A 26,713-nucleotide genomic window follows, 5' to 3' on the forward strand; every position below is an offset into this window, starting at 1 on the left:
TTCATTGGATAATAATACTAAAAAGACATCATGCCATTATTCAGTGATGTTTTTTAGTATTGTTAAATTTGATAAAAAAAAAAAACACTTACAACCAGTTTTAAATATGTAGTTATTTATTGTCCGTCATTATCTCAAATGATTAACTAAAGCTACAAATTACGGTTAAGATATCGCAACGAATGTCATACAGAATATTTTCTGTAAAATTTAATTCCCTGATATATTCCCAATGCCACGAATACCACTGGAATAATCACTTTCATAAGGTATTTTGCCAAAAAATCAGTTTGATCGGTAACATAACTTAAAGATAGAATCAAGGTTACCATTCCGATAAATGTTCCGAAAATTGTTCCCAAAACGTAGAAGTATTTTTTTGATTTCGAGATTTCGATAAAGTTGCCGTTTAACAAATACAGATTCCAGCTGGTCCAAAACGGAATTTGAATAAAATTAGAACTACTCAAAATTATTCCTAGCCAAAAAGGATAATTGGTATAATCACTAAAAATACTTGAGTTCAAATTTTCAGATTTTGAATTGGAATAAAAAATATAAGCCAGAATAAACATAAAAAGTACCGAAAACCCTTCGATGAAACGAATAAGCTTTTTATTTTTAATCAGTTGGTTAGCAAAAAGTAAGCTGAAATAAATAACCCAAAATTCAACAGCAATTACTCCAAAAAGGAAAGATATTGTTGTCTTTAGCCCAGTTTTAATGTAAATTTCAAATCCAACAATATTCAAATATCCCAAAGGAATTGAACCTATGAAACTGACTAGAAATCCAACTAGAATATTTTTGAGAATTTTCATCAAAAATTTACAATTTTATTATTCTGTTCCAAATGCAATCGGTATTGAATCATTCCCTCTTTATGAGATAGATATTGAAATCCCCTTTTATAATTGACGACACTAATTTTGTACATATAGGTAATGTGTTGCGCCAATACTTTCCAAGCAAAAAAGATAGAATGCTTTGGATCGTAAATATGAGTGGGTTCACTTGCAGCACCATTCAATTCAACTATTGAAAAGTTTTTGCCCTCTTCTAATTCTTTCCAATTGTTGTACATTAAATCCATTCTTCCAAAGTAGAATTCAGGAATTTGTAAACACATTTCATCAATAACATTGGTTAACTTTTCTGAAATTAGAAAACTGGAATCTACAAATTTAGCTCCTCGTGCATGATTCCCATAAGGCACTAAATTTAGTTTTTCTCCTGTAGGTAAAATTTCTTTCAACCGTTCTCCGTATTCTGCTTTCAAGTTTACTAATTGCAAGGCATAGCGCGGGTTTTGAACAATTAAATCTTCAATATTGGATGAGCCATTGCCTTCTACGATGAGGAATTCTTTAGAAACAATTCCTGTAATTTTACCTTTTTTTTCATTTGGAAAACGAACATAAAAAATCCCAACTTCATGTTCATAGGGAATAAAACTCTGCACTAAGTAATCAAAATTAGCTTTGCAGTGATATGCAAATAATTCATCTATTGAATTGATTTTTTTTACAGCTGATCCACGCAATCCAATATCTGGCTTTGCAATAAACGGAATTTTTATTTCAGAATTATTGAGTAATTTTAAAACAACATCAAAATCCAATTTTTCAATTATAAATTCAGTTTTTGGGTAATAATTTTGCGGTATTAAATCATATATTTCTTTTTTACTGTCCATAAAAAATCCGCCATTTTTCATCGTCGGATTACAAGCATTAAAAAAGAAAATAGTTCTAGCTTTTAAAGCAAAATAAACCCACAGAAAGTATATTGGCACATACACAATTTGAAAAGGCCAATATTCCCAATGGAATAATTTATGGATTATTAATTTCATTTTTATCTAATTAAAGTGTTACAAATACTTTTGAAAATTCCATTTCAGTAATCAAATCATTGTATAAAATTTCGACTTTATTTTTTTCAATTACAGTTTGCGTAATGCTTAAAGTTTTAAGGATATCACTTCTATTGATAACTAAACCGTGCTCTTGGTTTTGTTCTTCAGTATATCTGTGAAAATGGAATATCTTTTTGAAAGTAACTTCTGGATTTATTTCCAAAAAGGACGAAAACCATTTTGCTCTTTTCTGACGTAACTGTTCCGAATATAAAGTAGAAGAAGACCAGATGTGGTTTTGAGTAGCATCTAATAAAATGGTTTCTTTGCTAATTTCGTTCCAACGCAATTGATACAATTTTTTTTCTTGAAACAGAACTAAAGTAAAAGGTTCAATTCCTGATAAATCAATTATATTCCATTCTAAAATTGGCGAATTGGAAGCTATGATATCCAAAACGATTAAGCCACGACTTTTTTTATAAGTCAATTTAGGCTTATGCTTTTCAGAGGCCCCATTTAGCAAAACTAAAACGGTACCCTCTTCATTAACAGCATACCACGTTCCACCGGCTTTTTGGTCCTTAGGAAAAATAATATTCCTGTTTTTGACAAGATAATTTACAGGTTCAACAGCAGGCTCTCGCAATATTTTTTCATCACGATTGGAAGTAATGATTGTAATACCGTTGGATTGCACGTAGCTTACTGTACACATTGCTTTCTATATTCTATTGTGGAACGGGCGACACCAAAATTTTCATCAATCTGCAAATGTTTCAATTGCAAAACAGCGACTTTTATTAAAGCCTGATGGTGGATACAATGTTCTAAATTGTATAACAATTCTCTATGAAAATTGCTTTCAATAGTCACTTCTATTTCATCAATAACTTGTTGTAAAACAAGATTTTTGTTAGGTTTAGGCATGGAGTATATAATTGCAGCAATAGCCATTTGAGCTTTATTTGTATTGGTTTGTATGCCATAATCCCGCAATCGGTTATCATAATTGATAGTCCCTGATCCGTATTGATTAAGCAAACATTGAAAAAGCTCAATAATGTGACGTGTATGCTCACCTATAGTAGAACTACTCAACTCTTCACAAGGATAAGTATAATCATCATTTGAAAGTTGGGATAACAAATCCGATAGTTCTGTTAATGTTTTATGTACAGAAATTGTTAGCATAATATATAATGTTTTAGACTTGATAGAAAATAAATCGAATTAAAGTTTTGAATTAAAAATAAGTATCAGAGCTTAAATAGCAATAAATTGGGAATGCCTTTTTTATTTTGGAAAATCAATACAGCACAACATAAAAATGTAATGACTGCCAAAATAAAAAGTACTCCACCATCATTTTGCACAACAATTCCCAGCACTAGTATATGAGAAAGAATGGCACCAGCCATAGTTCCCAATCCTATTAGAGCGCCAAGTAAAGTAGTTCTTGGAATTAAAATTAAAACAGAAGCAATGAGCTCTACTATTCCTGATCCAATTCTTCCAAAAGGTTCTATTCCTAAAGCCGAAAAAATAGAAACACTTTCATCGGCTGCAGAAAATTTGAAATACAAAGTTTGAAGTAGAATTATCACCGCTGTGAGTTTGATAATCCAAGTAAATACAGCGCTTTTCATATTAATTTAGTTTATAATTTTTTTCCAATTGACATCCGCTTTTTTCTTCAAATTTGCTTCGTCTTTGTTCCAAGATTTTAATGTATTATTGAAATAGGCGTTGTAAAACAAATACAATTTACCATCAAGGATCTTGAATGTATCAGGGTCGATCTCCACTTTATCGGCCGCACTACCCATAGCATAAGCACACCAACCTCCATATTGAGGTTCATAATTTGCCGGGTTTTTTGAAAAGATGTCTTTATTAGCTTGCGAAAAAAAGTTATATATAACTCCTTCATAAGTTGCTGTTATACTTGATTTTCCTTTCACCGCTTTTTTTTGTGTAAAGTAAGCAACAGGATCATACCCATGTACGGCCACTTTGTTTTCTAGATTAAATTCTGCAGCTCTTTTAGCTGCTGTCTGTGCACTTATAGTCATAGTTACTAAAGCTATGGCAAGTAATAAAATAATTTTTTTCATAATAGTTAACATTTATTTTTCAAAGGTAAAGTAGTTTAAAATCTTGTTTTGTCAGCTGAATTACAAATGGCTTAAAATTTTTAAATTATTTATACCAGTTAGTTTAGCCCAGTTTTCATTCGCTTTCACAATGCGTTCTTTTTGCTCTTTGAGCCACATTTCTTTTACTTTTAAATTATAATTCAAGTATAATTTATTGTCAACAATTGTAAATGCCTCAGGCATAATTGGCGCTTTATGTCCTTCTGACGTTCCATAAGCACAATACCCTCCAAACTGTGGTTGGTAATAAGATGGATTTTTTAGAAATACTATTTTATTTTCTTCATTGGAGAAATAATAAATTGCTCCATTTAGCTCCGCACTAATATCCTTAGTACCTAATATAGCTTTATTACTTTCAAAATAGGCTACTGGATCAAAACCTTGAATGGCCACTTTATTTTCTAAATTGAAGTTGGCTTCTCTTCTGACAGTATTTTGAGCTATTGCAGTTGCTGAAATAAAGGCTAAAACCAGTAAAAAAAATGCATTTTTCATAATTAACGATTTATAATTATTTGTAGTTGTTCACATTACAAAGCTGCGATAGTTTTCAAGGTTAAAAAATGGACAATAGCCGTAAGATGATGGACAATTTTCCAAACTGATTAATTAAGCATATACCGTAGTATAATGTAGACCACTTTTTTGAGAGTCATTTTAGATTTTTTTATGCCTAAGTATATAAAAGAAAATGAGTATTCAATAATTAAAATACTAGCATGTATTTCTGTTGACAGATGGTAAAAAAATGGTGATAAAACTTTTGCCTTTAGTTATAATAACTGATTTTATTTCAATTGAGTAAATTGATTTTTTTTGACGTGAAATTTATTTTGGTACTACCAATGTACTTTAAAAAAATCCGAAGTTTTTGACTTCGGATTACTTATTAAAATACTATAGAATCTACATTCTAGGTAATAATTTTTTATTTTTCGGCGTAGATAATTAATCCATTAGAATCTACAGCAATTACTTTTTCTGGGTATTTTTGCTTTATAGTGTCTAATACATCACTTTTAATTTTTGCTTTCAAAGCATCATCGGCTTTGCAAAGTGCTGCTGCTACAGGCCCCGCCACTTCATTCATAAAAGCCCAATACATATCAGCAGTTCCACAATTTAATTTTCCATAAATTTCAGTTTGGGAAATATTTTTAAAGCCAGCCTCTTCAAATAAATCTTTCATAAATCCATCTTCCGCACAACGGAACATTCCTGGAGCGCCAGCAATAGCAGGTGGCATTTGCATGTTTTTGTTGATAGCGCCCATAATTGCAGTTACCCAAAAGTTCTTATCGGATGTGTTCCATACTGAAGTCGCAATTCTTCCCCCAGGTTTAAGAACCCTTACCATTTCTTTAGCAGCGAGAAGCATATCTGGAAAGAACATAAAACCGAAACGACAGCTAATAACATCAAACGTATTATCATCAAATGGAAGGTCGCATGCATCACAGGTTATGGTTTCAATATTTTTTAATCCTTTATTTATTGCGTTTTCTCGAGCAATATCGACCATATGGTCGGCAAGATCTGTAATAACCACTCTACCGTTAGTGACCATCGTGGCAATCGTTAGTCCTGGTTCACCTGTACCCGATGCAATATCTAAGACTAAATCATCATTTTTAGGATGGATTACACGAATAATTTCATCCCCAATAGGTTTCAAAAAGTCCATAGTCATAGTATCCCACTTTTTCCAACCCTCCGAAATAGCATTCCAAGAGACTTTTTGTTGCTCCCGAATCAATTCAAAATTTGAATCCACAGTACTAGTTTTAAAATAGTTATAAAGTAAAAATACAAAAATTAGTTTAAAAAATGGATAGCTTCAAATTCTGATTTGCCTAAATTCATTGGTGTTGAATTAAAACTATCTTATTCAATTGATTTTTACTACTAAACTTTTACTATTGCTTTCACTTAGGTTATATCATTTTTAAAAATTAATGAAGAAAATCCATTTATTCCTGTAATTAGTTTAAAAATAAATTCGTTCACTTTGTTCTTTTTAATAAATGTAATTATGATTTAACTATTAAACTTCTAGACAATTATAAACCCATTTATTCTTATAGTTTTGTGAATTTTTATTTTTTAGTACAAATTCTATATTGAGAGAAAGTAGAATAGGTTTAAAAATAGTTTTACATGCTTTTAAATTTTTAAACTAACAGAATTAATTAAAATGCCATTTTATAAATTATACTGGCTACAAAACTTCTGGTTAATCCATCGGGGCGGACGGTTCTTACTACAAATGGTGTCGCCATTGCCAATTCTAAAGTATTCTTTTTATTAATATTGTAAGCGGTAATTAGATTTCCATTTATTGTCAATCCATCCGAGCCAATTATATTTTCACGTTTTCCTATGATTGTTTCGTAACTATCTTCTCCCAGATGATAAATGAATATTACATTAGGTTTGAAAGTAAACTTCTCATTTTTAGTAACAATAGAATATGAGGCACTAACTAATGCATCTGATTTCCGTTGAAACAAATTAGTTGAAGGAAAATCATCAGTACCAGAAAATTCCTTGAAATACGAATTCTTATTGTTATTAAAAACCGGAATTTGAACAGCAGTATTAAAATTCCATTTTCTGTATTTTAAATTAGTCCCTAAAAACAAATCAAAAGTTCCTAAACTAGCTTGATAATCTAACGGAAGTGAATAACCATTTATTTTTTTATTCGAACTGGTAAATGGAAATTTCCACCCAAAAAGAGTACTCCACTGTTTATTTTTCTTCTCTTTGAAAGTGTAATTTCCAATTAAAAATGCATCTCCAAAACTGGCGCTGGTTCCAAAACTTCCACTAGCAGAAGAAAAAACAATTTTTGAACTTAGTGATAATTTTTCCGTAATTTTTCTTGTATACGAAACAAAAGGAGAAAAATACGCAACATCAGCCTCGCCTTTTCCAAAAATAGCAGCGACCTCAATATTGTTTTTTAACGTTTTTTTTGACGTGTCGAAAGCATGACCGATCGAGCAAATTCCTGCATCACTGCACCCTTGTGCATTAGCATTTGTTGTCCCGAAAACTACCAACATTATATATAACAGCTTTCTCATATTAATTTTGAATTAATTTTGAAATAGCAAATAAGTGATTGTACTGTTGGCAATGTATAAGTACGTGAGAGTACATCGCTATATCAATTCCCTTTGGAATTATATAGACTGTAGCTGAAGTTAAATTCCCTAAAGAAACAAAATCTGTTGGAGCAGCAGTTTTCGATAAAAACACTTTCAAATCGGGCCCTTTAGAAATACTAAAATCTTCGAGTTGCACTTTATATTGGTTATTTTCCAAATAAATTTTCGCTTCACCCGTGACTGAAACCCCAGAAGTTGAAACAAATGCACCGTGATATTTTAAAGAGGCATTTTGCGCTACTGTAGTAACATTATAACCGTCTTTAGTGAGGACGCCTTGTTCTTCACATGAACACAACAGGAATAAAAAGGGTAGTATTAAAAGTTTATTCATAGCAATTTTATTTTTTTATAAAAACAAAATTAGCATGCTATGAAAAATGAAAATGTCAGTTAGTTTACAATTGAAATAAAATTGTTTTTATAACTTCTTAACATCATCAATAATTATTTTCTTTCTGGAATAAAAAATAAGGTTTTTTTCTTCCAATTCATTCAAAAGTAAAGTAGCTGTTTGTCTGGAAGTACAGATAATTTGAGCAATATCTGTTTGAGTAAGATAATTATCTATGGTATATTTATTTCCTTCTTGAATTCCTTCTTTTTCAGCCCAATCTTTCAAAAAAGTAATTAATCGGGTTTTGGCATCTTTCGACACCAGATTGGAATAACTATTCTTAAAACGCTTCATTTTTAAACCGACAAACTTGGTGTAAGACAAAGCTAAACTTGGATTTTTGACTAATAAATCTTCAAAATCAGACATAAGAAAACTGCAAATAGAAACCTCGTTAGTTAATGCTTTCGCATATTCATTCACATCAGGGTCTCTTTCTAATGCCAATTCTCCAAATAAATCGCCTTTTTGAAGGATTTCTTTAATGGTTTCGTTTCCATCTTCATCTACTGAAACTATTTTAATATTCCCTTGTTTAAGCAAGAAAATTCTCGGCAAATCGGAATCGGTAAAATAAATAACATCACCTTTGTGGGCTTTTTTAAAACCTACTATTACGCATAATTGTTTAATTTGAGACATACTCAATGTCCAAAATAATTTGTGATCTCGGAGATACCAGTATTTTAGTTCTTCATACATTTTGCAAATATATAAAATAATATACCTACTAGTAATCAACTTAAAAATATGAATTGACTAAATTTTTTAAAATAGTTTAATATTTGCGTGCTGATCAAAAATTACTATTTCAGAAAGCGCTTTTATATGACCAAAAAAAATAAATCATAATTTCAAGCTCTTAAAAAACATCAATGCAAGCCAAACTCCCTCTTTAAAGGACATCTTTTATCTCCAATGTTGGTAATAAATACTTTTACATGAAATTTAAATAACTGATCGTATGAAGCCATTTACTTTTGACCAAATACCTTTAATGATGAATAAGATTCATGATAAATTGGAGCATTTGGAAAAACTTATTTTAAGAATCTCTAATACAAAAGAAGATAAGGAAGATATTCTAAATATTGAAGAAGCCTCTAAACTTTTAAACCTATCGGTATCAACTATATATAGTAAAGTAAGTAGGAGAGAAATTCCAGTTAATAAACAAGGTAAACGTATTTATTTCTACAGGCATGAGTTAATGCAATGGATTAAGTCAGGTCGGATAAAGACTTATTTAGAAATCAAAAATGATATTGAAAAAAGGTCAAAAATCTAATATTTAGGTTCTTGACCTTTTTACTTTTTAACCTTCATATCTAAGTACTCTAATCATACATCACTTAGCTTTTTTATTATGTCACAAATATAATCAATCTTCAAAGTTTATAACTATTTTTGTGTAAACAACTCCCATGAGTTATGTTATCTTGATAAGGATACTTTGTTTTATTTTGCGATAGTTTGCTTTAAATTGTACCATAATTGTACCACTGAAGTTTAAAGCTCCATTAGAGTAAGGAAAGTTATTTTCTGCATCGGGAAGTAATCTACAGTTTCAAACTACCATATTACTACGTTTCAAGCTTTATAAACAAAGGGATTCTATGTATTTATAGATAACTTTGTTTACCCTTATTTACCATATTCGTGTTACTAATTGTACTACTACTTTTGTAAAACAGAGATTTTTTAGGAATTTTATACTACCATAGTCCATAAAGTCGCTTCAATATTGAGTTGTTACTTTCTGATTGTGTTTTAGTCGATAAACAAAGGAGATTTTTGTAGTAACAAAAACGGTAAGTAATAATGAGTCATTTGCAAATCAAAAGAAATTGTGTAGTCTGTAAGGAAGAATTTATTGCAAAAAGTAGTAAAGGAATCTACTGCTCTATAATATGTTTTAAGAGAAATTGGAGGAAATTACAAAAGGAAAACAATGTAGTAATCCCAAAAGTTAAACGAATTATAACCAAAGAAGATTTACTTCCAAAACATTATTTATCAATCAAAGAAGCTGTTGTATTCTTTGAAATTTCAGAGGTTACCTTACGTAGATTAATCAAAGAGAATAATTTAAAGTACGTTTGTTTAAAAAATAGGTTTCTGTTTTTGAAGTCTGATTTAGAGGGAATAACTTAGGGTAATTTACTTTTATAGTATTCCTTTTTTAAATTCAAGAAACTCTTATAATCTTTGAATTTGTTGTAGTTATAATCATTTTTCCAATAATTTATAGTTTCTTCTTTTTCATTAAGGAAAATAAATTTATCATCTAAATCTTTGTATTTGTCTCCAGTATACTTTCTTACTAAATCATAAAAATATGGAAAAGAAGGCATCTTTGATGTTACAGATACTACCAATGCAGTTAAAAAATTTCTATCATTTACAAATTCATAAAATAAAATATCCTCTAAAATATTTGTGATAATATATTTGTTGAGACTTAAATCACAGGGAATTCCACAATTATCTATAAGAAGCTGATAATCAATTGTGTTTATTATTTTATTTCGGGCTAATTCTATCAAATATCTCCTAACTTTAATAACATCTTTCAATTCAGATTTAAAAGGAAAATCAGCAAAATTGTAATCTATCCAATTTTCATTTATCATTTTAACAGTATAATCAATTTACAATTCAAAAGTAGTAAATATAATATATGTAAATTTCAGAATGTTGCACGAATTATTAATTCAATAGATGAATAAATTATCATTTGGAAGAAAAAAGTTTGTACAACACAAAAAAAACGATGTTCTGAGATAATTATCGATTATTTTCTCAAAGAAGAAAACACAATACTACTTAAGTTGAAATTACTCAAAGGAAGACATTTTTTTTTAAATTGATTGAAAAACACAAAAATTCGAAACGAAGTTTCAATAATACTTTTTTTGGTTCTTTTTTCTTAAAAAAGAACATAGTAGATTTATTAATTCCCCATTATTAATTGAAGATTTAATTAACTTATTAATTATACGTTTCGTTTTTGGGATAATGAAGTTTAGTAATCTGTATATTGAAGTTTATTATTTTCGATTTTAAAGTTTAATAATTTAGATAAATGAAGTTTAGTTTTTTAGATTTTATACTTTTGTGTAGCAGTCTAAAATTGTAAAAAATACTTTAAAATGGAAAAACGAAATAAACAAAAATTTACCGAATTTTTACAACAAAATGGTAACATTGAATCAATTATAGATAATGAAAATTGGGAAACAACACAAAGAGGAAAACACTTTAACATACTAATACCATCGGAGATTTTAGAGCTAAAGATTACAACCAACGAAAAAATAGTATTGGGATTTATCTACAGTTTAAACAACATTGGACATATTACCACAATGAGTAATAAACGTATCGCCGAATATTTATGTTTGAGTGAAAACACAATCTCTACAACACTAAAGAGTTTACAACAGCTTACGTTTATAGAAAAACAACCTAAAGGATATGTATTGAGTGAAGAAGTACAACAATCGGTAAATTCTTCGAAAGAAAGAAGTATCTTGTTATTTTTTGAAGTATTCCACAGTAAGTTACCAAGTGGAGCAAAACTATTATGGGGAGAGTATAACTCGTTGAGTAAAGGAGAAAAAGTCTACTTTGGAAGTAGAAAATACGTCAGTGGTCGATTAAGAATTAGTGAAAGTAGTATTAGTAATTATACCACATTATTGTACGATAATCAGTTTTTGATAAAAAACGAACTGTTTTCGGGTTATAAATTTAAGAAAAGAAGTGTTGTAACAAAGAAATTTGATAGAAAACCTATAGATTAAAAGGTTTTCTTTATTGTACATCGTTAAAATCACTTTTTGGTATAAAGTATCGGAAAACAGATTAAAATTGTTGTACTTCCTTAAAAACAATGTTGTAGTTAATTCTTAAAGTCGAGTTTGAAACAAAAATCAACCACAGCAAAAAAACATTAAAAAATTAGGTTGAATTCTCATAACTTTTAACCTTTGAAAAATAAGTTACATTCGGTTTTGAGTAAATAACTTATAGTTTATGATATTTATAAAGTAGGTTATTTTATGGGGTTTACTGTTGTTTGTGATACTAATTAGGGGGGACTTTACACCATAATTAGTAACCAAAAAAGAGAAAACAATGAAAATTTATTTATCTGTACGTAAAGGACAACAATCGAAAAAGAATGCCGAAAAAGGAAAACCAAAAATGAATAGTTTGTTTTTGATGTATCATGATGAAGAAAATAAAAAAAGGACTTATGAATTTTTAAGACTTTATCTATATGACAAACCAAAAAACAATTTAGAGAAAGATCACAATAAGGAAACTCAATTTCTAGCAGAAACGATAAGAGCTCAAAAAATATTGGAATTACAAAGTAGAAAACATGGATTTGTGAGTAGTGTTAGTGGAAAAGTAGGATTCTTGGTATATTTCAAACAAATGGTTGATACAAAATGTGAAATAAATGGAACTTGGGGTGCATGGTTAAGTACTTACAAACATCTAAATACCTTTTGTAAGGGTAAGGATATTCAAATATCCAAAGTAGACGACTTCTTTTTGGAAAACTTTAAATTATTTCTATTGACAAATAAAATATCTTCACGCAAAGGTAAATTATCCCAAAACACGGCATTATCCTATTTTAACAAAGTAAGAACCTCCTTAAAGGAAGCCTACCAAACTAAAATGATTGTTGAAAATCCGACAGACAGAGTAAAAAGCATCAAGGAAAAAGAAACTAACAGACAGTATTTAGTATTGGAAGAAATTCAAAAATTAGTAAAAACTGAATGTGATTATCCAATAATGAAAAACGCCTTTATTTTTAGTTGTTTAACAGGTTTACGTTTTTCAGATATAAAAGAGTTAAAGTGGAAAAATATCTCCTTTGATGAACAAAACGGATATCTATTAAAGTTTATCCAACAAAAAACAAAAGGGGTTGAGAATCTACCAATAAGTGAGCAGGCAGTTAAGATTTTAGGAGAAAGAAAAAAAGACACTTATTTTATCTTTGAAAACCTGATATACAGTGCCTACCACAACAAAATATTACATAAATGGATCTCTAATGCTGGAATTGATAAACACATTACGTTTCACTGCGCTCGACATAGTTTTGCCACACTACAATTAACAATGGACACCGATATTTATACCGTTAGTAAATTATTAGGACATAGACATTTGAAAACCACAGAAATCTACGCAAAAGTGATAGATAAAAAGAAAATAGATGCAGTTGCTAAAATGCCTGATTTATATTTATAGGTATATTTTTTAATAGAAGAATCGTTCCAGTTATCACATACTTACTACTGTAATTATTGATTGATAATATTTAATCGAAAAATCGAAATCGAAAAGGTTAAACATTTAAAATCATTAATTATGGTAGTTAATAGTATGTCAACAAAAGAAGTCGTAGAACTTATAAAAACAAGAGGTTTTGCAAATACATTGGAAGCATCAATTTATTTAGGAAAAAGTATTCATTATATCAGAAGATTATCGAGAGATAAGGTATTAACTTCATATAAACCAAACGGAAAATGTATCTATTTTAAAATTGAAGATTTAGATGGTTTTCTATTGAATAACAAACGCCTTACCCAAGAAAATATCGCACAAAAAGCTTCCAATTATCTATTTAAAAGTAGGAACTAATTAAACTTTTTGATGGATGGTGCTTTTAGGTAGGTATTCATTATTAAATTAAAGAGGTAATTTATTCATCCTCCAAAGGAGTTTGAGGAAGAAAATCCTTTGGAGAACATTCCAATATTTCTGCTAATTTGTTGATGTGCGAAAGATTATACTTTGCTCTAAACTTTGAACTTTCCACATTTCCTATAAAACCAATTGATAAATTTAAAGCATAAGATAGCTCTTTTTGAGAAATTTTCTTCTCTATCCTCATTCTCCTAACAACATCAATTACATATTGTTCTATTGGTTCTATTATTGAATTGTCCATAAACTTGCATTTGGACAAAGTGAGTTAATGCCTAAAAATATTTCACTTACACAGGTGTAAGTGTTTGGAAAAATGTTGATATTTGTAAAAAAACTAATTCTATGAAAATTAAATATATAATTCTATTGTATTCGACAATGTTAATGGTTACTTCTTGTAATCTATCAACTAACCATAAATACGACGGCTCTTACTCACTGAATATTGACCCATTTGGAGGAAACCTTAATTCGAAAGTAGATATAATAATTAATGGGGATAAGATGGAGTTTAATGGAGAAATTATAGATTGTAAACAGTATGATGACAGAATTGAAGCTGGAAAAAATAAAATAGTATTAATGGGAATTGATGGAGATTTAGTAGTAAATATACCAATGTTGGGTAAAGCACGATATATCAGAGTTTCAGGAGATAATAATTTAAAACTATAAAATTATGAAGCCCTTTTTTTTACTATTGATGATATTAATTTTAACAATATCCTGCGAATCTGAAAATCATTATCACGATGGACATTATGAGGGAGGTATCTCTTTTATAGACATAACTTGGGAAATTAATGGAGGTGAAATTTTAATAAATAATTCTATAACAGGAACATCAAAGCTACGTTGTGAACAGTTTTCTGACCGTATTGAATATCTTGAAAAAGATGGAACAACAAAAATTCTCTATGCTCAAGGAAACGGTGATTTAAAAATGAGTGATTTGATTATTCTTCATAAAATAAAATGATCTTTTTGAAATACGAAAAAAGTAATATGTGTCAATTAATGTGTTTAAATAAAGTAATATTAAATGTATAAGTATAAGCATTGATGAGAACAATTATCTTATAAAAAATAAAGGAATACACATCTCAAAAAAGAACGATGAAATAAGTATGTTCTTCTCCATTGATGGTATTGTTACAAAAATTCATTTTGTTTGTTAGAACTAAACAATATATTGTTAACAAGTTATAACTCATTACGAAAAGTCCTCTTTTAAAAGAGGACTTTTTTTGTTAGATTTACTTACTTACAATCAATAATGAAAAAAGATAATAATTATATTAGAAAAGAAGCAGATGATTTACTTAAAGGTAATTTAAGAGAACTTTTTTTTCAGAATAATATGAATTTAAAAGAACATTCTGCTTCTGCTGGAGAAGATAATGGAACTGATTTTTATTTTGATGTAACATCTGAAAATGAAGAACATAATTTTTTCTTTAGAAATCAAAATAAAGGAACTTATGATGATTTGGTAATTATAAAAAATAATAATGATGAAAATTTCGCAAAGATTTCATATCAGATTAGTTTAAGAAATGTTTCTAATTATTATTATGAATTTGATGAGGCAATGATTTTTACAATTTGTGATTTGAATTCTAATAATATTTATTGGTATGATATACAAAATGATTACAGTTTAAAAGAAAGAATTTTAAATCAAAAGAGTAATAATGTAAAATCTATTCAGATATACATTCCTACTGAAAATGTTTTGAATGAAAACACATTAAAAGATTTTATCGATAAAATACATTATTCAAAATATATACAGTTAAGAAAGAAAAAATACATAAGTGGAAATTTAGAAGCAGATTATTCAAAGATTGAAGTAGATATAAGAGGAAAACATATAATTGATAAAATACATTATGTTATAAAATTATTTGAGGGTATTGCCGTCTTACCTACCGATGTAATAAGTCAATTACCCCCGTTTAAAGGAAAAGAAAACAATACTTTTATTAATAGATCTACCCTAAACACAGAAAGTGAAGATTTTTTTGACTTTATAGAATCAATCATATTAGAAAACGATGAATTAAAGTTAAAATCGAACGAAGTTCTAATTGATAATCAAAAGGAAAAACTTAAAGACATAATTGATTTTTTACAAGTTAATATGATTCATCACATTGTTTGGAGAGGTAAGCAACCAAAAATGAGAATTTGTGTTCACAAATTATTTGAATATAAAAAGTGCGATTGTGAAAGATGTAATTTAGAAAGGTTAGACTTTAAAAAAACAAACATCCTATTAGGGAAAGATTTAGAAAACAATACTGTTTACGAAAGATTAAGAAGAGGTTATACGCATTATCTTTTAGGAGATTATAAGAAATCCGTTGAGCTCTTTTTGGAAATTTATAACGATTCGACAAAGACAAATAACCCAATAACTTATACTATTTCAACATACAATCTTACAAAGCTTAAAAGACTGATTAAGTCTTCGTATTACGGTGACGACGAAAATCAAATATTAGAACAATTAAATCCTATTAAATTTGATATTGATGAACCGTTTATTAACAGTAAAGCTCCATATTTTTTAGAAGTTTTTAGAGATATAAAAGAAAAACGATTTTATGAAATTGTAAGAGATGAAATTGAAAATTGTTATGATGAAATTCAAAAGATTAGTTTTAACGATAAATACGGAATTTCATACTCTCACAACAAATATGAAGACTTAAAATATTCTTTTTTAAGATTTACAAATTATTTGGAGCATAACTTTATTATATTCAACCATTATGCGGAATTTAAATTATTATCAAAAAAGGTTTTAGAAAGTGTTTTTGCTCTCTATACTTTAAAAAATATACATACAGAAAAACACGAAAAATTTAGTTGGAGTGTTATTGAAATGTGGATTTTTAATGTTGATGAAGATTCAACAAAACATCTTTTGAAGAAATATAGCATTAATAAAATTAAAATTGACGAAACATTAAACATCATTAGTCGAATCAATGAATTAGTCGAAAACCTAATACAATCCAATGAATATTTAGATGATTTAAGTAGTTGGAACAAACCATTAAAAGTTGACACTATACTTAACCAAATACTACTAATTACATCTTTGTTAAATGTAGATTATTCTGATAAAGATAAAATACTTTTAAATGTGATTGAACTTTGTGAAGTATTACAGAGCAAAAATAAGATTCCTTATAATCAGTTAATAAAATTCGTTGAAAACAATGAAGATGAGATTAGTAAAGAACGTATAAAACAAATTTTAGATTTGTTTTTCAATGATGAAAACCAAAAATATAATTTTGGTAGAGCTATTAATATCTATGCTGAAAAATCAACGAAAACTGAAATCGAAGAATTTATAAAACGTCTTTTGAAAATAAATGATTTAGATGAAATTGACATTAACTTAGAGGACAAATACCTTAAGAAGTTATTTTATTCTTTTACTTTTTTAGATAAAGATTTTACAGATAGATTCATTCAAAAAATAATCAATAATTTAAATGAAAAATTTGACAGAGAACTATATAATTTTCTATCAATTTATGGTTTTATTGGTTACGATGAAGATTTGTTTAAAAAGTATGTTTCATCGGTTCCGAATTACTCAAATATTGACAATGACAGCAGACATTATTTTCTCTCCTATGAAAATTTAGAATTAGGGTCAGTTATTAATTTGATTTACAAATACAATTTAGAAATAACGGAAGAATTAAAGAAGTTATCTAATAAATCACATAAAAAATACTTTGATTACTACTGTTGGTTATTAGATATTGATAACTTTGATTACTCCAAATTTAATTCGCATTGGATTTTAGAATATAGAACAATCCATTATTTTGAAAGATTTAAAAAATCTGAAAAATTAAAATCTGAAATAATGAAGTCATTAAAAAGTGATTACATAGAGGGAGTTTCCAAACTTTTTTTTGAAATTTATACATAAAAAATCCTAATTAGGATACTATAACTCTACAAACCCACTAAAACAAACAGAAGTCAATTTCTGCATCGGAAAATAAGTTTCACAAAACATCACAAAATAAAACAAAGAATCCCAGTTAAAATGTCATAAAACGGCATTTTAACTGGGATTCTTTTTTCTGTTTATATAATTTTATTTGCAGATAGTTTGTTCCTTTTTGTACCATTATTGTACCACGAAAATAATTTTCCGCATATGGATTTTTTTTTGGCCAAATGATGACACAATGAGACACACATAGACACAATGGGACACATAAAGCCACATTCTATGAGTACAAACATCAAGATTAAGCGAATTTGCGAATTCTGTCAAAACGAATTCATCGCAAAAACAACAAAGACCCAGTACTGCTCGCTAAAATGCAGCAGCAGGGCCTACAAAGCCAGGACAAGGCAGTCCAAAATCGATCAGAGCAATAAACAGACTGAGATTGCCAAAAATCCAATCCTTGAAGCGGTAAGGGTAAAAGATTTCCTCAGCATTAAACAGGCAGGTCTTCTTTTTGGAATAAGCAGAAGCACAATTTACAGACTTGTTAGCAGAGGACATCTGGACATTGGAAAGTTTGGTAAACGAACAGTTATCCGAAGATGTGATCTTGATTCCTTTTTTGCAATACCTGTAGAGGATTTGCTTTTAAAACCAAAACAGCAATTTCCAGGCTTTGAGAATTGCTATACCATAACCGAGATTCAACAGAAGTTCAATATTTCTTCTGGTGCACTTTACTTTTTGATTCAGCGCCGTGGACTTGTTAAATATGCGATTGGAAAATTTACCTATGTCGCTAAACAGGATATTGATATAATTTTTAATGCCGTGTGAAGATGAAAAATATAAATGTTACCCTTAGAAAAAGAACGCTTCCAAGTGGAAAGATTACACTATATCTTGATTTTTTCCCTGCAGTTTATAATCCTAAAACTAAAGAATTTTCACGAAGAGAATATTTAGGTTTATATCTGGTTTCAAAACCAAAAAGTAATATTGATAAAGAAATGAATTTAGAGAATTTTTGTAAAGCTGAAATTATCTGTGCAAACAGGCTTAATGAATTGAATAAGCAGCAAATTTACACCCCATTTGAACAGGAGCAGCTTCGTTTGATTGAGATCGGTAAAATGTCATTTCTTGAGTATCTAAAACTAACAGCAGAAAGTAAAATTGGTATTAACAGTGAAATATGGAAGTCTGCCATTACGCACTTTGAAATGTTTCTCAAGAATGAGGATATAATAATGCGGGAAATTGATGTTACTGTTATTGAAGATTTTAGGGATTATCTCTTGAAGGCAAAAAGTTTACGAAAAAATAAAAAGCTGTTGGCTCAAAACACTGCCTTATCCTATTTCAATAAGATCAAAGCCACTCTCAAAAAGGCATATAAAAAAGGATTACTACAAACTGATGTTAATGCCGCTGTGGAAAGTATCAAGGAACGAGAATCTCAAAGGAATTTTCTAACTATGGAAGAAGCTTCAAAGTTGTTTAGGACACCTTGTAAAAAGGAGATTGTAAAGCGTATAAGCTTTTTTTCTCTGCTAACAGGCATGCGTTATTCAGACATATCAAAACTTACATGGGAAGAAGTGCAATACAGTGCGGATGAAGGTTATTATATAAGATTTAAGCAGCAGAAAACTGACAGGCCCTTGACCCTTCCAATTTCTGAGGAAGCGCTTGAATTCTTAGGGGAACAAAGAATGGAGCATGGGAAAATTTTTTTAAATTTAAAAAAATGGGATTTTGACCGTTTGATACCCATTTGGATTAAAGATGCAGCTATTGAGAAGCATATTACTTTTCACTGTTTTCGACATACTTATGCAACACTGCAGATGGCAGCTGGTACCGACATTTTTACGGTATCAAAAATGCTGGGGCACAAAAATATAAAGACCACTCAGATATATACGAAAATCATCGACGAGAAAAAAAGAGAAACAACAAATAAAATTTCATTTAAATAATAAATTTTTAATACTGGTAAAAAAATAATTCTTGGCTTTGACTTTAAGGCGTTTATTTCAGTCGCTTTAAAGTCAAAGGGAGATGTTATTTTGATGCATTATTATTCACGTAATGACTGAGGAATCTTTTTAGACTTGCGTTTTTTCGTCTAAAATAGGTTTCTCATAAGTCAAACCTCTAGAGATGTTAAAGCTACATCGTAACCGATTCATTTCAGAGCTCAACGTGTAAAATAACAAATACCGTCAAAAGACCACTCACCGCTCGTGAATTGCACACGCTCGAAAAGATCTGTATTACCAATCATAAGACTCCAAACTGTTCAGGACATCTCCGTCTTTCAGTGCTATATGTTTTACTTGCGAATTGAACACACATAGAGCCAAACATACTTGGTATCGAAGTTACTCATTATGGTTATATGAGTATTTATGCAATAAAACAGATGCTGGAACACCTGTCAATCCACCCGACTGAGTCGTATACAAATACTACAGAGCAATCAATTGGACTGGAGATGAATAACTTGGGTAGCAGGCTGGGTAAGGTCAACTCTACCATTCCAGATGAAGCAATGTCTATCTGAATTTTTACTATTTTGATTTACTATTATATTCCTGATCCGTTACAAGATCAAACCAAATTGTTTCTCCTTTTTCTCTTCCTGTTATGGCTATCTGAATAAAATTTGAATCGTTGCTGGCACCATGCCAATGGGGAATGTTAGCTGGACATTTTACAACATCTCCCTTTCTAACAACAATTTTTTGATTCCCTTTTTCCTGATAATACCCGATGCCCTCAAGTACCAGTATAATTTGTCCTGAAGGATGACTGTGCCATTTGGTTCTTGCCCCTGCCTCAAAGGTTACGTTTCCAACTGCATTTTGATTAATACTATCTGCCTGAACCAAATTATTCAACCATACATTACCTGAAAAATTAGCGTTAGTAACTTTATCTCCTTTTGGAAAAATCAGAATTGCATCTACTTTTTCAGTATCCGAAAGCTGTACTTTACCATTATTACATGATATTAACCCAATAGTTATACAGGTAATAAAAGCAAATAGTATTCCTTTTTCAAAAATTATTTTCTTCATGTTTTTTTATTAAAGATTGGATTGATAAAAACTCACCAATTTATTAACAGCTTGTGATACATATTCAGGTTTCCAATAGGTCTGTATATGAGTAGCTCCTTCAATAATAAAAAGTTCCTTACTTTTGGCGTTGACTGCTTTAGGAAATGCTTCATCTGTCATATATTTTGTATCCGCTTTGCTTCCGGCTATCATTAAAAGGGGTTGATTGATTAAATCCATATTTGTAGCAGCATCCCAAGTCATTAAGTCCATTAGGCTGCTCATTGTATATAAAAAAGTGGAATTTGGGTGTGCATGAGTTCTATAATAGTACTCATATCCTTCGCGATAAAGATCAGTTTTAGTCTTAGCGATTTCTTCATCTGTTATAGTCGCTACTCCTGCATAAATCATTTTTCCACCATTGGTCTCTTGAGCACGGGCATCTGACGCTTTCTTTAAACGTTCCTGGACAGTTGCTAATTGGAAATTCTGAAAGCCATTACGCCTTACCTCACCTGAATTAAACATACTCAGTGTTGCAACGGCTTTAAAGCGCTTATCACTCTGCACTGCTTTTAAAGTATAACCACCTCCGCCACAAATACCTAAAACACCTAAACGATTTGCATCTACTCCTGCGTACTGAGTAATAAAATCGGCCATACCACGGATGTCTTCTATGCGGTTTGCAGGTTTATCAGTATGTCGAGGCTCTCCACCACTTGCCCCTTGATAGGCTGCATCGGCAGTAATAGTGATATAGCCCGCCTCAGCCAAACGTTGCGAATACAATCCGGCTGTTTGTTCCTTAATACCACCGTTAGGGTGTGCTACCACTATAGTAGGATATTTTTTTGAAACATCATAATTTGCCGGTGTATAGACATTGGCAGCGATTTCAATTCCATTGAGTTTATACTTTACAGGATGAATATTTACTTTTCCTTTCTCATTTTTGGTTATGGCTCCGTCATATACCAGAGTAAAAGGATTTTGCTCATATCTCTTTTGGATAGATTGTGCATTTGCCATGTTTATAATTAGTATTGTTGTTACAATGAATGCTATTTTTTTCATCCTTATTATTTTAAATTTTACTTTTTGCTTTTGAGTACTTCGTTCAAAACTTCCTGGGCAGCAATTGCTTCTTTATTTCCGACTGATGATTTTATAACTCCTATAAACTCCTGCAGCTGATTTGGACTCAACCCAACATTCAGGCATATTTTTAGATGAGAATTCAGCATAGGCTCCACACCGCCAATACTGCTGAGAACCGATATTGTAATAAGTTCCCTTTCGGAATAGGTCAAAACATCACGCTCAAAAACATCAGCAAAAAGATGCTCTTTCAGAAAAACATCCATCTCGGGCGCAAATGCTAGATAGCCCGATTTTGGCCCCTCTTGTGATACTCCTGTAAGTTCTGTCAAAATTACTTTTCCGCGCTCATATTTACTGTTTTCCTCTTTTATTATTGATGCTTCGGTTCCTACAACATCATTAATCCCTTTGGCTTTGCGTTCCTCCAACACAACCATAAAAGTCTGCAGCCCCCGAATACTGCGTGGAAAACCACAATAAGCATATAAATGCACCAAACTTTCCTTGATCTGGTTTATTGTCAATCCGGCATCCAGTCCGCTATTGAGTTCCGTTTTAAGTTTGGTTAAAGCTCCTTTGGCTGTAACTGCAGCAATTCTTATGATAGCTTGTTGTTTTTTATTCAGGTTTTCAACAGCTTCCGTCTGTGCATTCACAGTCGAAACATTTGCGATTATGACTACTAACATTATTAATTTTGAGAGTGCCCTCATTCCGAGTTTCTTATTTAATTAAACTTAATTTTTTCAACCAATTTTGAATTTCTACATCAACCTGTTTTTCCTTTTCGCCTTCCATTACAAATAAAATTCCATCTCTTTCTATCCCACCTTTGGTAGAAAATCCCTCCACAACTGTGCTTTTAGGACAAAGCTCTTTTACAGTTTGAAAACTGCTTCCAATTCCATAACCCGCATTGGTATTAAATGGGACAATTGTTTTTCCTTCTAAATTGTATTGCTTCAAAAAACTTTTCATAGGTGGTGGCAATTGCATTCCCCAGGTTGGAAACCCCACAAATACAACATCGTACTTTTTAATATTGGCAATTTTTGTTTTAAGCGGAGGCAGATATCCCGTTTCGTTTTCTTTTGCAACCTGACTCACTATCATTTTGTAGTCTCGAGGATATGGTTTTTCCAATTCAAGCTCCACTAATGTACCCCCAACCTTTTTATGAATAATCTCTGCTACAACTTTGGTATTTTTAGTTCGTGACAAGTAAACAATCAATACATTTTTATCCGTTAGGGATTCATCATTATTTGGAATTGTCTCTTGCGCTTTACTACAGCTTGAAAACATACAAACAAGTAAAGTTGTGATAAACCAAAATGTCGTTAACTTCTTCATTTTATATCTAAAATTACTTATCCAGCCCTTTTTCTTTCAACCATTTAGACATAAGATCGGCAATTTGAATATTATTCAAATCTGAAAAGGGAAAATGGGTATTTCCTTTAATTCCAATTTCAGGAAGATGAATTACAGTAACATCCCCACCATACTTATTTACCTTATCTCTCCACAATTTTGCCATTTCAAGACGAACCCTCCAGCCATCCTGTCCTGGATTTTTAATAGGATCAGAAGGGATGTTGTCACCATAATAGATAATGATTGGAATTTTGGTAAGTTTCATAAAATCTGCCATTGAAATTCCAGATGCTTCAAGCGTACCACCTGCACTAGGTTTTGGAGCAGGGACTTCACCTTCGGGGAAAAGGAATCCGCTTCCGGGTTCATAAGAGACTATGGCCTTTACGTTTTGATTTAGAATAGCCGTCAGCCAGCCCATCCCACCAGAATGAGAATGTGTAACAAGAATAGCGGGGCCTATTTTAGTAAATAATGCGGATACTGCACTCGTCATAATAGGTATTTCGATTGGTCCAATACTGGGCGTCATTGATCTGAAATATTGATTGAGTGTCGCTGGATCTTTAGCGAATTGAACACCTTCAAAATAATTGGGATAAATACCAATTCTAAAAGTCCCAAACCATTGCTGCTCATCCGGAGTAGCAGTTATTGTTGCTGTTACAGTACTACGCCCAGCATCACCTCTTCTTGGCTGATCTATTACATACACACCGAAACCTCTTCTCAAAAATATATTTTGATATCCTTCACGTCCGTCCGGAGTTGTTTCCCATGTTTTGGAAAACTGACCGATTCCGTGCCACATGACCAAAGGAAATTTTCTCGCGGTAACTGGAATTTGATAAAAAACATAGGCATGATCCCCTCGCAATGTCTGTCCGGCTGGTGTTGGATTGTACGGATCAAAAGTACCCGGATTCTCAATTATCGTACCTCCAACAGCAAAGCTTCCCTGTTGTTCTATAATTAATGGTTTTTGTTTTTCCTGTGCTATAATGGAGACGCAGGCCAGCATTAATAATAGACAAACACTATTCCGATAACTATAAATTTTGTTTTTCATCTTACTTTCTTTATTTCTATATAAAAATACTATTTTTTCTCATCCGCCTGTTCCATAACATCGAGTCGTGCTTTCCTATTGTCATCAATAATGCCTGCCGATCCATCTTGCCCAAACTCGAAAACCTCATTCTTTTTTGTGTCGTAAATAGTCCATTGCGGCAAACCTTTCATATTTGGATTTCCAGTTTTGGCAAAGTTGACCCAATAGGCATTCATTATTTTTGCTACTTCTTTATCTTTTGGAGAAATTGTATAGCCATTGCCTTCGATTAGATTATCAAATACATAGGGAATCTCAGATCCGTGAGAAGCTCCATATTTCATCCTTTCTTTCATGGATAAAGGCACGTATGAGAATAAATACAAATAAGCAGGTGTTCCTTTATCTGAAAGAGTTCTTGCTGTAAAGCGAGCCGGTTCTGCCCAAACTTTATCTGTGTTGACAAGTGTGAGCATCATGCCGAAATCGCCTTTACCATCAGTATCATAGGCCTTGGAAAATGCATCTTTATGATTGTCAAAAATCAAAAGCAACTCTTCCTTCGAGCCAGCATTCACAAAGCCTCCCGGTACTTCTGCACTATTCGAACCAATAATTAACGGAACTTTATGTTGCCTCCCAGCTTTATAGGAACTCTCAGCTGTTTCGGTGACTAATCGCCCATCAAGAATAGGTCCCGAATAAGTTGGTATCCCATTAACAGTTTCTTGTCCATCGTCAACAATTTCAGAAGCACTTAGTGATCGCAATTTATTTAGTACTTCAGCATCCGTACCTTCAATACCATATCTTTTGGCAAAATTAATTCCGATACTTTCAGCTGAAACAGGATAATATGGGTCAGCATTTTCTTTGTCAATCGGTCGAGCTGTAAGTACTCCATCTCGGCCTCCTCCAGATTCAATAATTGCCTTTTGAAATAATCCCTTGGCTGAGGGAATAGTCATTAACGAATGTACCGATACCCCACCTGCGGACTCTCCGAAGATAGTTACGTTCTTTGGGTCTCCACCAAAAGCAGCAATATTTTTCTGAATCCATTCTAATGCAGCAATCTGATCCATATAGGCATAGCTTCCTTTAAATTCATTTGGATTCTCTTTGCTTAAAGCAGGAAATGCAAAAAAACCTAAACGACCCAAACGATAATTGATGGAAACAAGTATTACCTCTTGTTTTGCAAATGCAGTTCCTGAAAGACCTGCACCGCTCCCAAACACAAATGCCCCGCCATGAATCCATACCATAACAGGTAATTTTGATTTTTTTGTTGCTGTGGCTGGCTTCCATATATTCAGAAACAAGCAATCTTCAGAGGAACTTTTAGACATACCAGAACCTCTGGGCCAGCCAGCCTGTGGGCAGTCTGCACAAAATTTACTAGCATCTCGTACTTCTTTCCATGGTATTACGGGCTGCGGTGGACGCCAGCGATTTACACCAACAGGTGGCGCTGCATATGGGATACCCTTGAAAACAGAAACACCATTTTCAATTATTCCGCGAACGGTTCCTGAGGCTGTATGGACCTCTGTAGGATCGATAGTCTTTTGTTGTGCATTTAAGTATAAAGTCATACAGAGCAAAATAATGCTAGCAAATAGTTTTTTCATATTTTATAATTTAATTATGGAATGACAAGATTAACTTTTAGCCCTTACTGATAATCTGCTCATCTGCCTACTCTATCCTGTAATTGCTGAGGGTAACGAGCACCAATAATTTCTATATTTTTAAGTGCTGAGTCGATATTGTCCAATTCTTCTTTACTTAAATAAATTTCTACTCCTCCAATGTTTTCCTCTAAGCGATATAATTTAGTTGTACCAGGAATTGGTACAATCCAAGGTTTTTGGGCCAGCAACCATGCTAAAGCAATTTGAGATGGCGTGGCAATTTTTTCGACTGCAATTGATTTTACTAAATCTACTAATGTCTGATTGGCTTTTCTATTTTCTTCTGAAAATCTTGGTACAATATTTCGAAAATCCGAAGCTTCAAATTTTGTTTCTTCATTTATGGCTCCTGTCAAAAAACCTTTACCAAGCGGACTAAAAGGCACAAAACCTATACCCAGCTCTTCTAAAGTTGGAATGATTTCATTTTCCGGTTCCCTATAGAATAATGAATATTCGCTTTGCAATGCTGCTACTGGCTGAACTTTATGGGCTCTGCGAATGGTTTCTACACCAGCTTCCGAAAGGCCAAAATGCTTTACCTTTCCCGCTTGGATCAGTTCCTTAACTGTTCCGGCAACTTCTTCGATAGGCACATTTGGGTCAACCCTATGCTGATAAAGCAAATCGATACAGTCTGTTTTCAATCTTTTTAGCGAAGCTTCAACCACTGCTTTTATCCTAGCCGGGCTACTGTCTAAACCTTTGGTAGAATCCCCGTCCTGAAAGCCAAATTTGGTGGCAATGACTGCTTCTCTGCGAAATGGTTCCAATGCCTCTCCTACTATTTCTTCGTTTGTAAAGGGACCGTAGCATTCTGCTGTATCAAAAAAAGTGATGCCTTTTTCAAATGCCTCCCTGATTAGCGCAATGGCTTCTTTCTTTTCAGTCGGCTTGCCATATCCAAAGCTTAACCCCATACAGCCTAATCCTAATGCGGATACTTCAAGTCCGTTATTTCCTAAAATTCTCTTTTCCATTTTCTTAATTTTTTAAACATTTAGAATTACTTCTTTCACCGAACGTGAATCCAGTAGTACTGTAAATTTCTCCTGTTAGATTTGTTTATTACCTAATTTTCATTCGG

30 protein-coding genes are annotated in these 26,713 nt (G+C 31.5%); 10 read left to right on the forward strand and 20 right to left on the reverse strand.

Annotation, left to right across the window (positions count from 1 at the left end):
• Nucleotides 1-185: 185 nt before the first annotated feature.
• From KZH69_RS09150 to KZH69_RS09200, 11 genes are all read right to left on the reverse strand, one after another.
• Entirely contained in the window at nucleotides 186-821 is a 636-nt protein-coding gene (locus tag KZH69_RS09150; RefSeq protein ID WP_219317126.1) for a hypothetical protein, read from the reverse strand.
• The gene (locus tag KZH69_RS09155) at nucleotides 821-1,855 is read right to left on the reverse strand and encodes an ATP-grasp domain-containing protein (protein ID WP_219317127.1); all 1,035 of its coding nucleotides are present in this window, start codon (nucleotides 1,853-1,855) and stop codon (nucleotides 821-823) included. The genes KZH69_RS09150 and KZH69_RS09155 overlap by 1 nt, the downstream gene beginning before the upstream one ends.
• A gap of 10 nt (nucleotides 1,856-1,865) precedes the next feature.
• Nucleotides 1,866-2,576 carry an NRDE family protein gene (locus KZH69_RS09160; RefSeq protein ID WP_219317128.1) on the reverse strand — a complete coding sequence of 237 codons (711 nt, stop codon included), beginning with the start codon at nucleotides 2,574-2,576 and terminating at the stop codon, nucleotides 1,866-1,868.
• Complete coding sequence (locus KZH69_RS09165) at nucleotides 2,564-3,052, reverse strand: DinB family protein (RefSeq protein ID WP_219317129.1); 489 nt, start codon at nucleotides 3,050-3,052, stop codon at nucleotides 2,564-2,566. Before KZH69_RS09165 ends, KZH69_RS09160 begins: the two co-directional genes overlap by 13 nt.
• Nucleotides 3,053-3,117: 65 nt before the next feature.
• Entirely contained in the window at nucleotides 3,118-3,507 is a 390-nt protein-coding gene (locus KZH69_RS09170; protein ID WP_219317130.1) for a DoxX family protein, read from the reverse strand.
• Nucleotides 3,508-3,513: 6 nt separating this feature from the next.
• Nucleotides 3,514-3,975: a YHS domain-containing (seleno)protein gene (locus KZH69_RS09175; protein WP_219317131.1), complete on the reverse strand. Its 462-nt coding sequence runs from the start codon at nucleotides 3,973-3,975 to the stop codon at nucleotides 3,514-3,516.
• 60 nt (nucleotides 3,976-4,035) lie between these two features.
• On the reverse strand, nucleotides 4,036-4,515 hold the full coding sequence (locus tag KZH69_RS09180) for a YHS domain-containing (seleno)protein (RefSeq protein ID WP_219317132.1): 480 nt from the start codon (nucleotides 4,513-4,515) through the stop codon (nucleotides 4,036-4,038).
• Between the two features lie 433 nt (nucleotides 4,516-4,948).
• Nucleotides 4,949-5,794 (reverse strand): class I SAM-dependent methyltransferase, encoded by an 846-nt coding sequence (locus KZH69_RS09185; RefSeq protein WP_219317133.1) that lies wholly within the window; start codon nucleotides 5,792-5,794, stop codon nucleotides 4,949-4,951.
• A 415-nt stretch (nucleotides 5,795-6,209) separates the two neighbouring features.
• The gene (locus KZH69_RS09190; RefSeq protein WP_219317134.1) at nucleotides 6,210-7,109 is read right to left on the reverse strand and encodes a hypothetical protein; all 900 of its coding nucleotides are present in this window, start codon (nucleotides 7,107-7,109) and stop codon (nucleotides 6,210-6,212) included.
• A gap of 1 nt (nucleotide 7,110) precedes the next feature.
• Nucleotides 7,111-7,527, reverse strand: coding sequence for a DM13 domain-containing protein (locus tag KZH69_RS09195; protein ID WP_219317135.1), 417 nt, complete (start codon nucleotides 7,525-7,527; stop codon nucleotides 7,111-7,113).
• Between the two features lie 87 nt (nucleotides 7,528-7,614).
• Nucleotides 7,615-8,292 (reverse strand): Crp/Fnr family transcriptional regulator, encoded by a 678-nt coding sequence (locus KZH69_RS09200; protein ID WP_219317136.1) that lies wholly within the window; start codon nucleotides 8,290-8,292, stop codon nucleotides 7,615-7,617.
• Between the two features lie 262 nt (nucleotides 8,293-8,554).
• Between KZH69_RS09200 and KZH69_RS09205 the strand changes: the two genes are divergently transcribed.
• Nucleotides 8,555-8,878 carry a helix-turn-helix domain-containing protein gene (locus KZH69_RS09205; RefSeq protein ID WP_219317137.1) on the forward strand — a complete coding sequence of 108 codons (324 nt, stop codon included), beginning with the start codon at nucleotides 8,555-8,557 and terminating at the stop codon, nucleotides 8,876-8,878.
• A gap of 533 nt (nucleotides 8,879-9,411) precedes the next feature.
• Entirely contained in the window at nucleotides 9,412-9,744 is a 333-nt protein-coding gene (locus tag KZH69_RS09210) for a helix-turn-helix domain-containing protein (protein ID WP_219317138.1), read from the forward strand.
• Here KZH69_RS09210 and KZH69_RS09215 read toward each other — a convergent pair.
• The gene (locus KZH69_RS09215; protein WP_219317139.1) at nucleotides 9,741-10,223 is read right to left on the reverse strand and encodes a hypothetical protein; all 483 of its coding nucleotides are present in this window, start codon (nucleotides 10,221-10,223) and stop codon (nucleotides 9,741-9,743) included. The two genes, KZH69_RS09210 and KZH69_RS09215, sit on opposite strands and share 4 nt — an antisense overlap.
• A 519-nt stretch (nucleotides 10,224-10,742) precedes the next feature.
• On the opposite strand from KZH69_RS09215, the gene KZH69_RS09220 reads away from it, so the two are divergent.
• From KZH69_RS09220 to KZH69_RS09230, 3 genes are all read left to right on the forward strand, one after another.
• Nucleotides 10,743-11,396: a helix-turn-helix domain-containing protein gene (locus tag KZH69_RS09220; RefSeq protein WP_219317140.1), complete on the forward strand. Its 654-nt coding sequence runs from the start codon at nucleotides 10,743-10,745 to the stop codon at nucleotides 11,394-11,396.
• Nucleotides 11,397-11,730: 334 nt separating this feature from the next.
• A complete protein-coding gene (locus tag KZH69_RS09225) occupies nucleotides 11,731-12,870 on the forward strand; it encodes a tyrosine-type recombinase/integrase (RefSeq protein WP_219317141.1) in 1,140 nt (379 codons plus the stop codon).
• Nucleotides 12,871-12,990: 120 nt separating this feature from the next.
• Complete coding sequence (locus tag KZH69_RS09230) at nucleotides 12,991-13,266, forward strand: helix-turn-helix domain-containing protein (RefSeq protein ID WP_219317142.1); 276 nt, start codon at nucleotides 12,991-12,993, stop codon at nucleotides 13,264-13,266.
• A 61-nt stretch (nucleotides 13,267-13,327) separates the two neighbouring features.
• Here KZH69_RS09230 and KZH69_RS09235 read toward each other — a convergent pair whose 3' ends face one another.
• A complete protein-coding gene (locus KZH69_RS09235; protein WP_255557756.1) occupies nucleotides 13,328-13,576 on the reverse strand; it encodes a helix-turn-helix domain-containing protein in 249 nt (82 codons plus the stop codon).
• Nucleotides 13,577-13,701: 125 nt separating this feature from the next.
• Between KZH69_RS09235 and KZH69_RS09240 the strand changes: the two genes are divergently transcribed.
• The 5 genes from KZH69_RS09240 (at nucleotide 13,702) to KZH69_RS09260 (ending at nucleotide 19,308) form a co-directional block, all read left to right on the forward strand.
• The gene (locus KZH69_RS09240; protein ID WP_219317143.1) at nucleotides 13,702-14,010 is read left to right on the forward strand and encodes a hypothetical protein; all 309 of its coding nucleotides are present in this window, start codon (nucleotides 13,702-13,704) and stop codon (nucleotides 14,008-14,010) included.
• 4 nt (nucleotides 14,011-14,014) lie between these two features.
• Nucleotides 14,015-14,314, forward strand: coding sequence for a hypothetical protein (locus tag KZH69_RS09245; protein ID WP_219317144.1), 300 nt, complete (start codon nucleotides 14,015-14,017; stop codon nucleotides 14,312-14,314).
• 297 nt (nucleotides 14,315-14,611) lie between these two features.
• The gene (locus tag KZH69_RS09250) at nucleotides 14,612-17,296 is read left to right on the forward strand and encodes a DUF4365 domain-containing protein (protein ID WP_219317145.1); all 2,685 of its coding nucleotides are present in this window, start codon (nucleotides 14,612-14,614) and stop codon (nucleotides 17,294-17,296) included.
• Nucleotides 17,297-17,605: 309 nt separating this feature from the next.
• A complete protein-coding gene (locus KZH69_RS09255) occupies nucleotides 17,606-18,163 on the forward strand; it encodes a helix-turn-helix domain-containing protein (RefSeq protein ID WP_219317146.1) in 558 nt (185 codons plus the stop codon).
• A gap of 2 nt (nucleotides 18,164-18,165) precedes the next feature.
• Nucleotides 18,166-19,308 carry a tyrosine-type recombinase/integrase gene (locus KZH69_RS09260; RefSeq protein WP_219317147.1) on the forward strand — a complete coding sequence of 381 codons (1,143 nt, stop codon included), beginning with the start codon at nucleotides 18,166-18,168 and terminating at the stop codon, nucleotides 19,306-19,308.
• Between the two features lie 594 nt (nucleotides 19,309-19,902).
• Here KZH69_RS09260 and KZH69_RS09265 read toward each other — a convergent pair.
• From KZH69_RS09265 to KZH69_RS09295, 7 genes are read right to left on the reverse strand one after another with little or no spacing between them, the layout of a single operon-like run.
• Nucleotides 19,903-20,412 (reverse strand): cupin domain-containing protein, encoded by a 510-nt coding sequence (locus tag KZH69_RS09265; protein ID WP_219317148.1) that lies wholly within the window; start codon nucleotides 20,410-20,412, stop codon nucleotides 19,903-19,905.
• Nucleotides 20,413-20,421: 9 nt separating this feature from the next.
• Nucleotides 20,422-21,474 carry an alpha/beta hydrolase gene (locus tag KZH69_RS09270; protein ID WP_219317149.1) on the reverse strand — a complete coding sequence of 351 codons (1,053 nt, stop codon included), beginning with the start codon at nucleotides 21,472-21,474 and terminating at the stop codon, nucleotides 20,422-20,424.
• A gap of 17 nt (nucleotides 21,475-21,491) precedes the next feature.
• The gene (locus tag KZH69_RS09275; protein ID WP_255557758.1) at nucleotides 21,492-22,190 is read right to left on the reverse strand and encodes a carboxymuconolactone decarboxylase family protein; all 699 of its coding nucleotides are present in this window, start codon (nucleotides 22,188-22,190) and stop codon (nucleotides 21,492-21,494) included.
• A 34-nt stretch (nucleotides 22,191-22,224) separates the two neighbouring features.
• On the reverse strand, nucleotides 22,225-22,854 hold the full coding sequence (locus KZH69_RS09280; RefSeq protein WP_219317151.1) for a flavodoxin: 630 nt from the start codon (nucleotides 22,852-22,854) through the stop codon (nucleotides 22,225-22,227).
• 13 nt (nucleotides 22,855-22,867) lie between these two features.
• Nucleotides 22,868-23,947: an alpha/beta hydrolase gene (locus tag KZH69_RS09285; protein ID WP_219317152.1), complete on the reverse strand. Its 1,080-nt coding sequence runs from the start codon at nucleotides 23,945-23,947 to the stop codon at nucleotides 22,868-22,870.
• Nucleotides 23,948-23,976: 29 nt separating this feature from the next.
• On the reverse strand, nucleotides 23,977-25,563 hold the full coding sequence (locus KZH69_RS09290; RefSeq protein ID WP_219317153.1) for a carboxylesterase/lipase family protein: 1,587 nt from the start codon (nucleotides 25,561-25,563) through the stop codon (nucleotides 23,977-23,979).
• Nucleotides 25,564-25,622: 59 nt separating this feature from the next.
• Nucleotides 25,623-26,606 (reverse strand): aldo/keto reductase, encoded by a 984-nt coding sequence (locus KZH69_RS09295; RefSeq protein ID WP_219317154.1) that lies wholly within the window; start codon nucleotides 26,604-26,606, stop codon nucleotides 25,623-25,625.
• Between the last annotated feature and the right edge of the window lie 107 nt (nucleotides 26,607-26,713).

Source organism: Flavobacterium taihuense, from assembly GCF_019351435.1.
In the GTDB taxonomy this organism is placed as follows: domain Bacteria; phylum Bacteroidota; class Bacteroidia; order Flavobacteriales; family Flavobacteriaceae; genus Flavobacterium; species Flavobacterium taihuense.

What these genes read in the sequence shown, in the direction of transcription:
- KZH69_RS09150 (WP_219317126.1), bottom strand. Translation starts at nt 821, where the DNA reads ATGAAAATTCTCAAAAATATTCTAGTTGGATTTCTAGTCAGTTTCATA.
- KZH69_RS09155 (WP_219317127.1), bottom strand. Translation starts at nt 1,855, where the DNA reads ATGAAATTAATAATCCATAAATTATTCCATTGGGAATATTGGCCTTTT.
- KZH69_RS09160 (WP_219317128.1), bottom strand. Translation starts at nt 2,576, where the DNA reads ATGTGTACAGTAAGCTACGTGCAATCCAACGGTATTACAATCATTACT.
- KZH69_RS09165 (WP_219317129.1), bottom strand. Translation starts at nt 3,052, where the DNA reads ATGCTAACAATTTCTGTACATAAAACATTAACAGAACTATCGGATTTG.
- KZH69_RS09170 (WP_219317130.1), bottom strand. Translation starts at nt 3,507, where the DNA reads ATGAAAAGCGCTGTATTTACTTGGATTATCAAACTCACAGCGGTGATA.
- KZH69_RS09175 (WP_219317131.1), bottom strand. Translation starts at nt 3,975, where the DNA reads ATGAAAAAAATTATTTTATTACTTGCCATAGCTTTAGTAACTATGACT.
- KZH69_RS09180 (WP_219317132.1), bottom strand. Translation starts at nt 4,515, where the DNA reads ATGAAAAATGCATTTTTTTTACTGGTTTTAGCCTTTATTTCAGCAACT.
- KZH69_RS09190 (WP_219317134.1), bottom strand. Translation starts at nt 7,109, where the DNA reads ATGAGAAAGCTGTTATATATAATGTTGGTAGTTTTCGGGACAACAAAT.
- KZH69_RS09195 (WP_219317135.1), bottom strand. Translation starts at nt 7,527, where the DNA reads ATGAATAAACTTTTAATACTACCCTTTTTATTCCTGTTGTGTTCATGT.
- KZH69_RS09200 (WP_219317136.1), bottom strand. Translation starts at nt 8,292, where the DNA reads ATGTATGAAGAACTAAAATACTGGTATCTCCGAGATCACAAATTATTT.
- KZH69_RS09205 (WP_219317137.1), top strand. Translation starts at nt 8,555, where the DNA reads ATGAAGCCATTTACTTTTGACCAAATACCTTTAATGATGAATAAGATT.
- KZH69_RS09210 (WP_219317138.1), top strand. Translation starts at nt 9,412, where the DNA reads ATGAGTCATTTGCAAATCAAAAGAAATTGTGTAGTCTGTAAGGAAGAA.
- KZH69_RS09215 (WP_219317139.1), bottom strand. Translation starts at nt 10,223, where the DNA reads ATGATAAATGAAAATTGGATAGATTACAATTTTGCTGATTTTCCTTTT.
- KZH69_RS09220 (WP_219317140.1), top strand. Translation starts at nt 10,743, where the DNA reads ATGGAAAAACGAAATAAACAAAAATTTACCGAATTTTTACAACAAAAT.
- KZH69_RS09225 (WP_219317141.1), top strand. Translation starts at nt 11,731, where the DNA reads ATGAAAATTTATTTATCTGTACGTAAAGGACAACAATCGAAAAAGAAT.
- KZH69_RS09230 (WP_219317142.1), top strand. Translation starts at nt 12,991, where the DNA reads ATGGTAGTTAATAGTATGTCAACAAAAGAAGTCGTAGAACTTATAAAA.
- KZH69_RS09235 (WP_255557756.1), bottom strand. Translation starts at nt 13,576, where the DNA reads ATGGACAATTCAATAATAGAACCAATAGAACAATATGTAATTGATGTT.
- KZH69_RS09245 (WP_219317144.1), top strand. Translation starts at nt 14,015, where the DNA reads ATGAAGCCCTTTTTTTTACTATTGATGATATTAATTTTAACAATATCC.
- KZH69_RS09250 (WP_219317145.1), top strand. Translation starts at nt 14,612, where the DNA reads ATGAAAAAAGATAATAATTATATTAGAAAAGAAGCAGATGATTTACTT.
- KZH69_RS09255 (WP_219317146.1), top strand. Translation starts at nt 17,606, where the DNA reads ATGAGTACAAACATCAAGATTAAGCGAATTTGCGAATTCTGTCAAAAC.
- KZH69_RS09260 (WP_219317147.1), top strand. Translation starts at nt 18,166, where the DNA reads ATGAAAAATATAAATGTTACCCTTAGAAAAAGAACGCTTCCAAGTGGA.
- KZH69_RS09265 (WP_219317148.1), bottom strand. Translation starts at nt 20,412, where the DNA reads ATGAAGAAAATAATTTTTGAAAAAGGAATACTATTTGCTTTTATTACC.
- KZH69_RS09270 (WP_219317149.1), bottom strand. Translation starts at nt 21,474, where the DNA reads ATGAAAAAAATAGCATTCATTGTAACAACAATACTAATTATAAACATG.
- KZH69_RS09275 (WP_255557758.1), bottom strand. Translation starts at nt 22,190, where the DNA reads ATGTTAGTAGTCATAATCGCAAATGTTTCGACTGTGAATGCACAGACG.
- KZH69_RS09280 (WP_219317151.1), bottom strand. Translation starts at nt 22,854, where the DNA reads ATGAAGAAGTTAACGACATTTTGGTTTATCACAACTTTACTTGTTTGT.
- KZH69_RS09285 (WP_219317152.1), bottom strand. Translation starts at nt 23,947, where the DNA reads ATGAAAAACAAAATTTATAGTTATCGGAATAGTGTTTGTCTATTATTA.
- KZH69_RS09290 (WP_219317153.1), bottom strand. Translation starts at nt 25,563, where the DNA reads ATGAAAAAACTATTTGCTAGCATTATTTTGCTCTGTATGACTTTATAC.
- KZH69_RS09295 (WP_219317154.1), bottom strand. Translation starts at nt 26,606, where the DNA reads ATGGAAAAGAGAATTTTAGGAAATAACGGACTTGAAGTATCCGCATTA.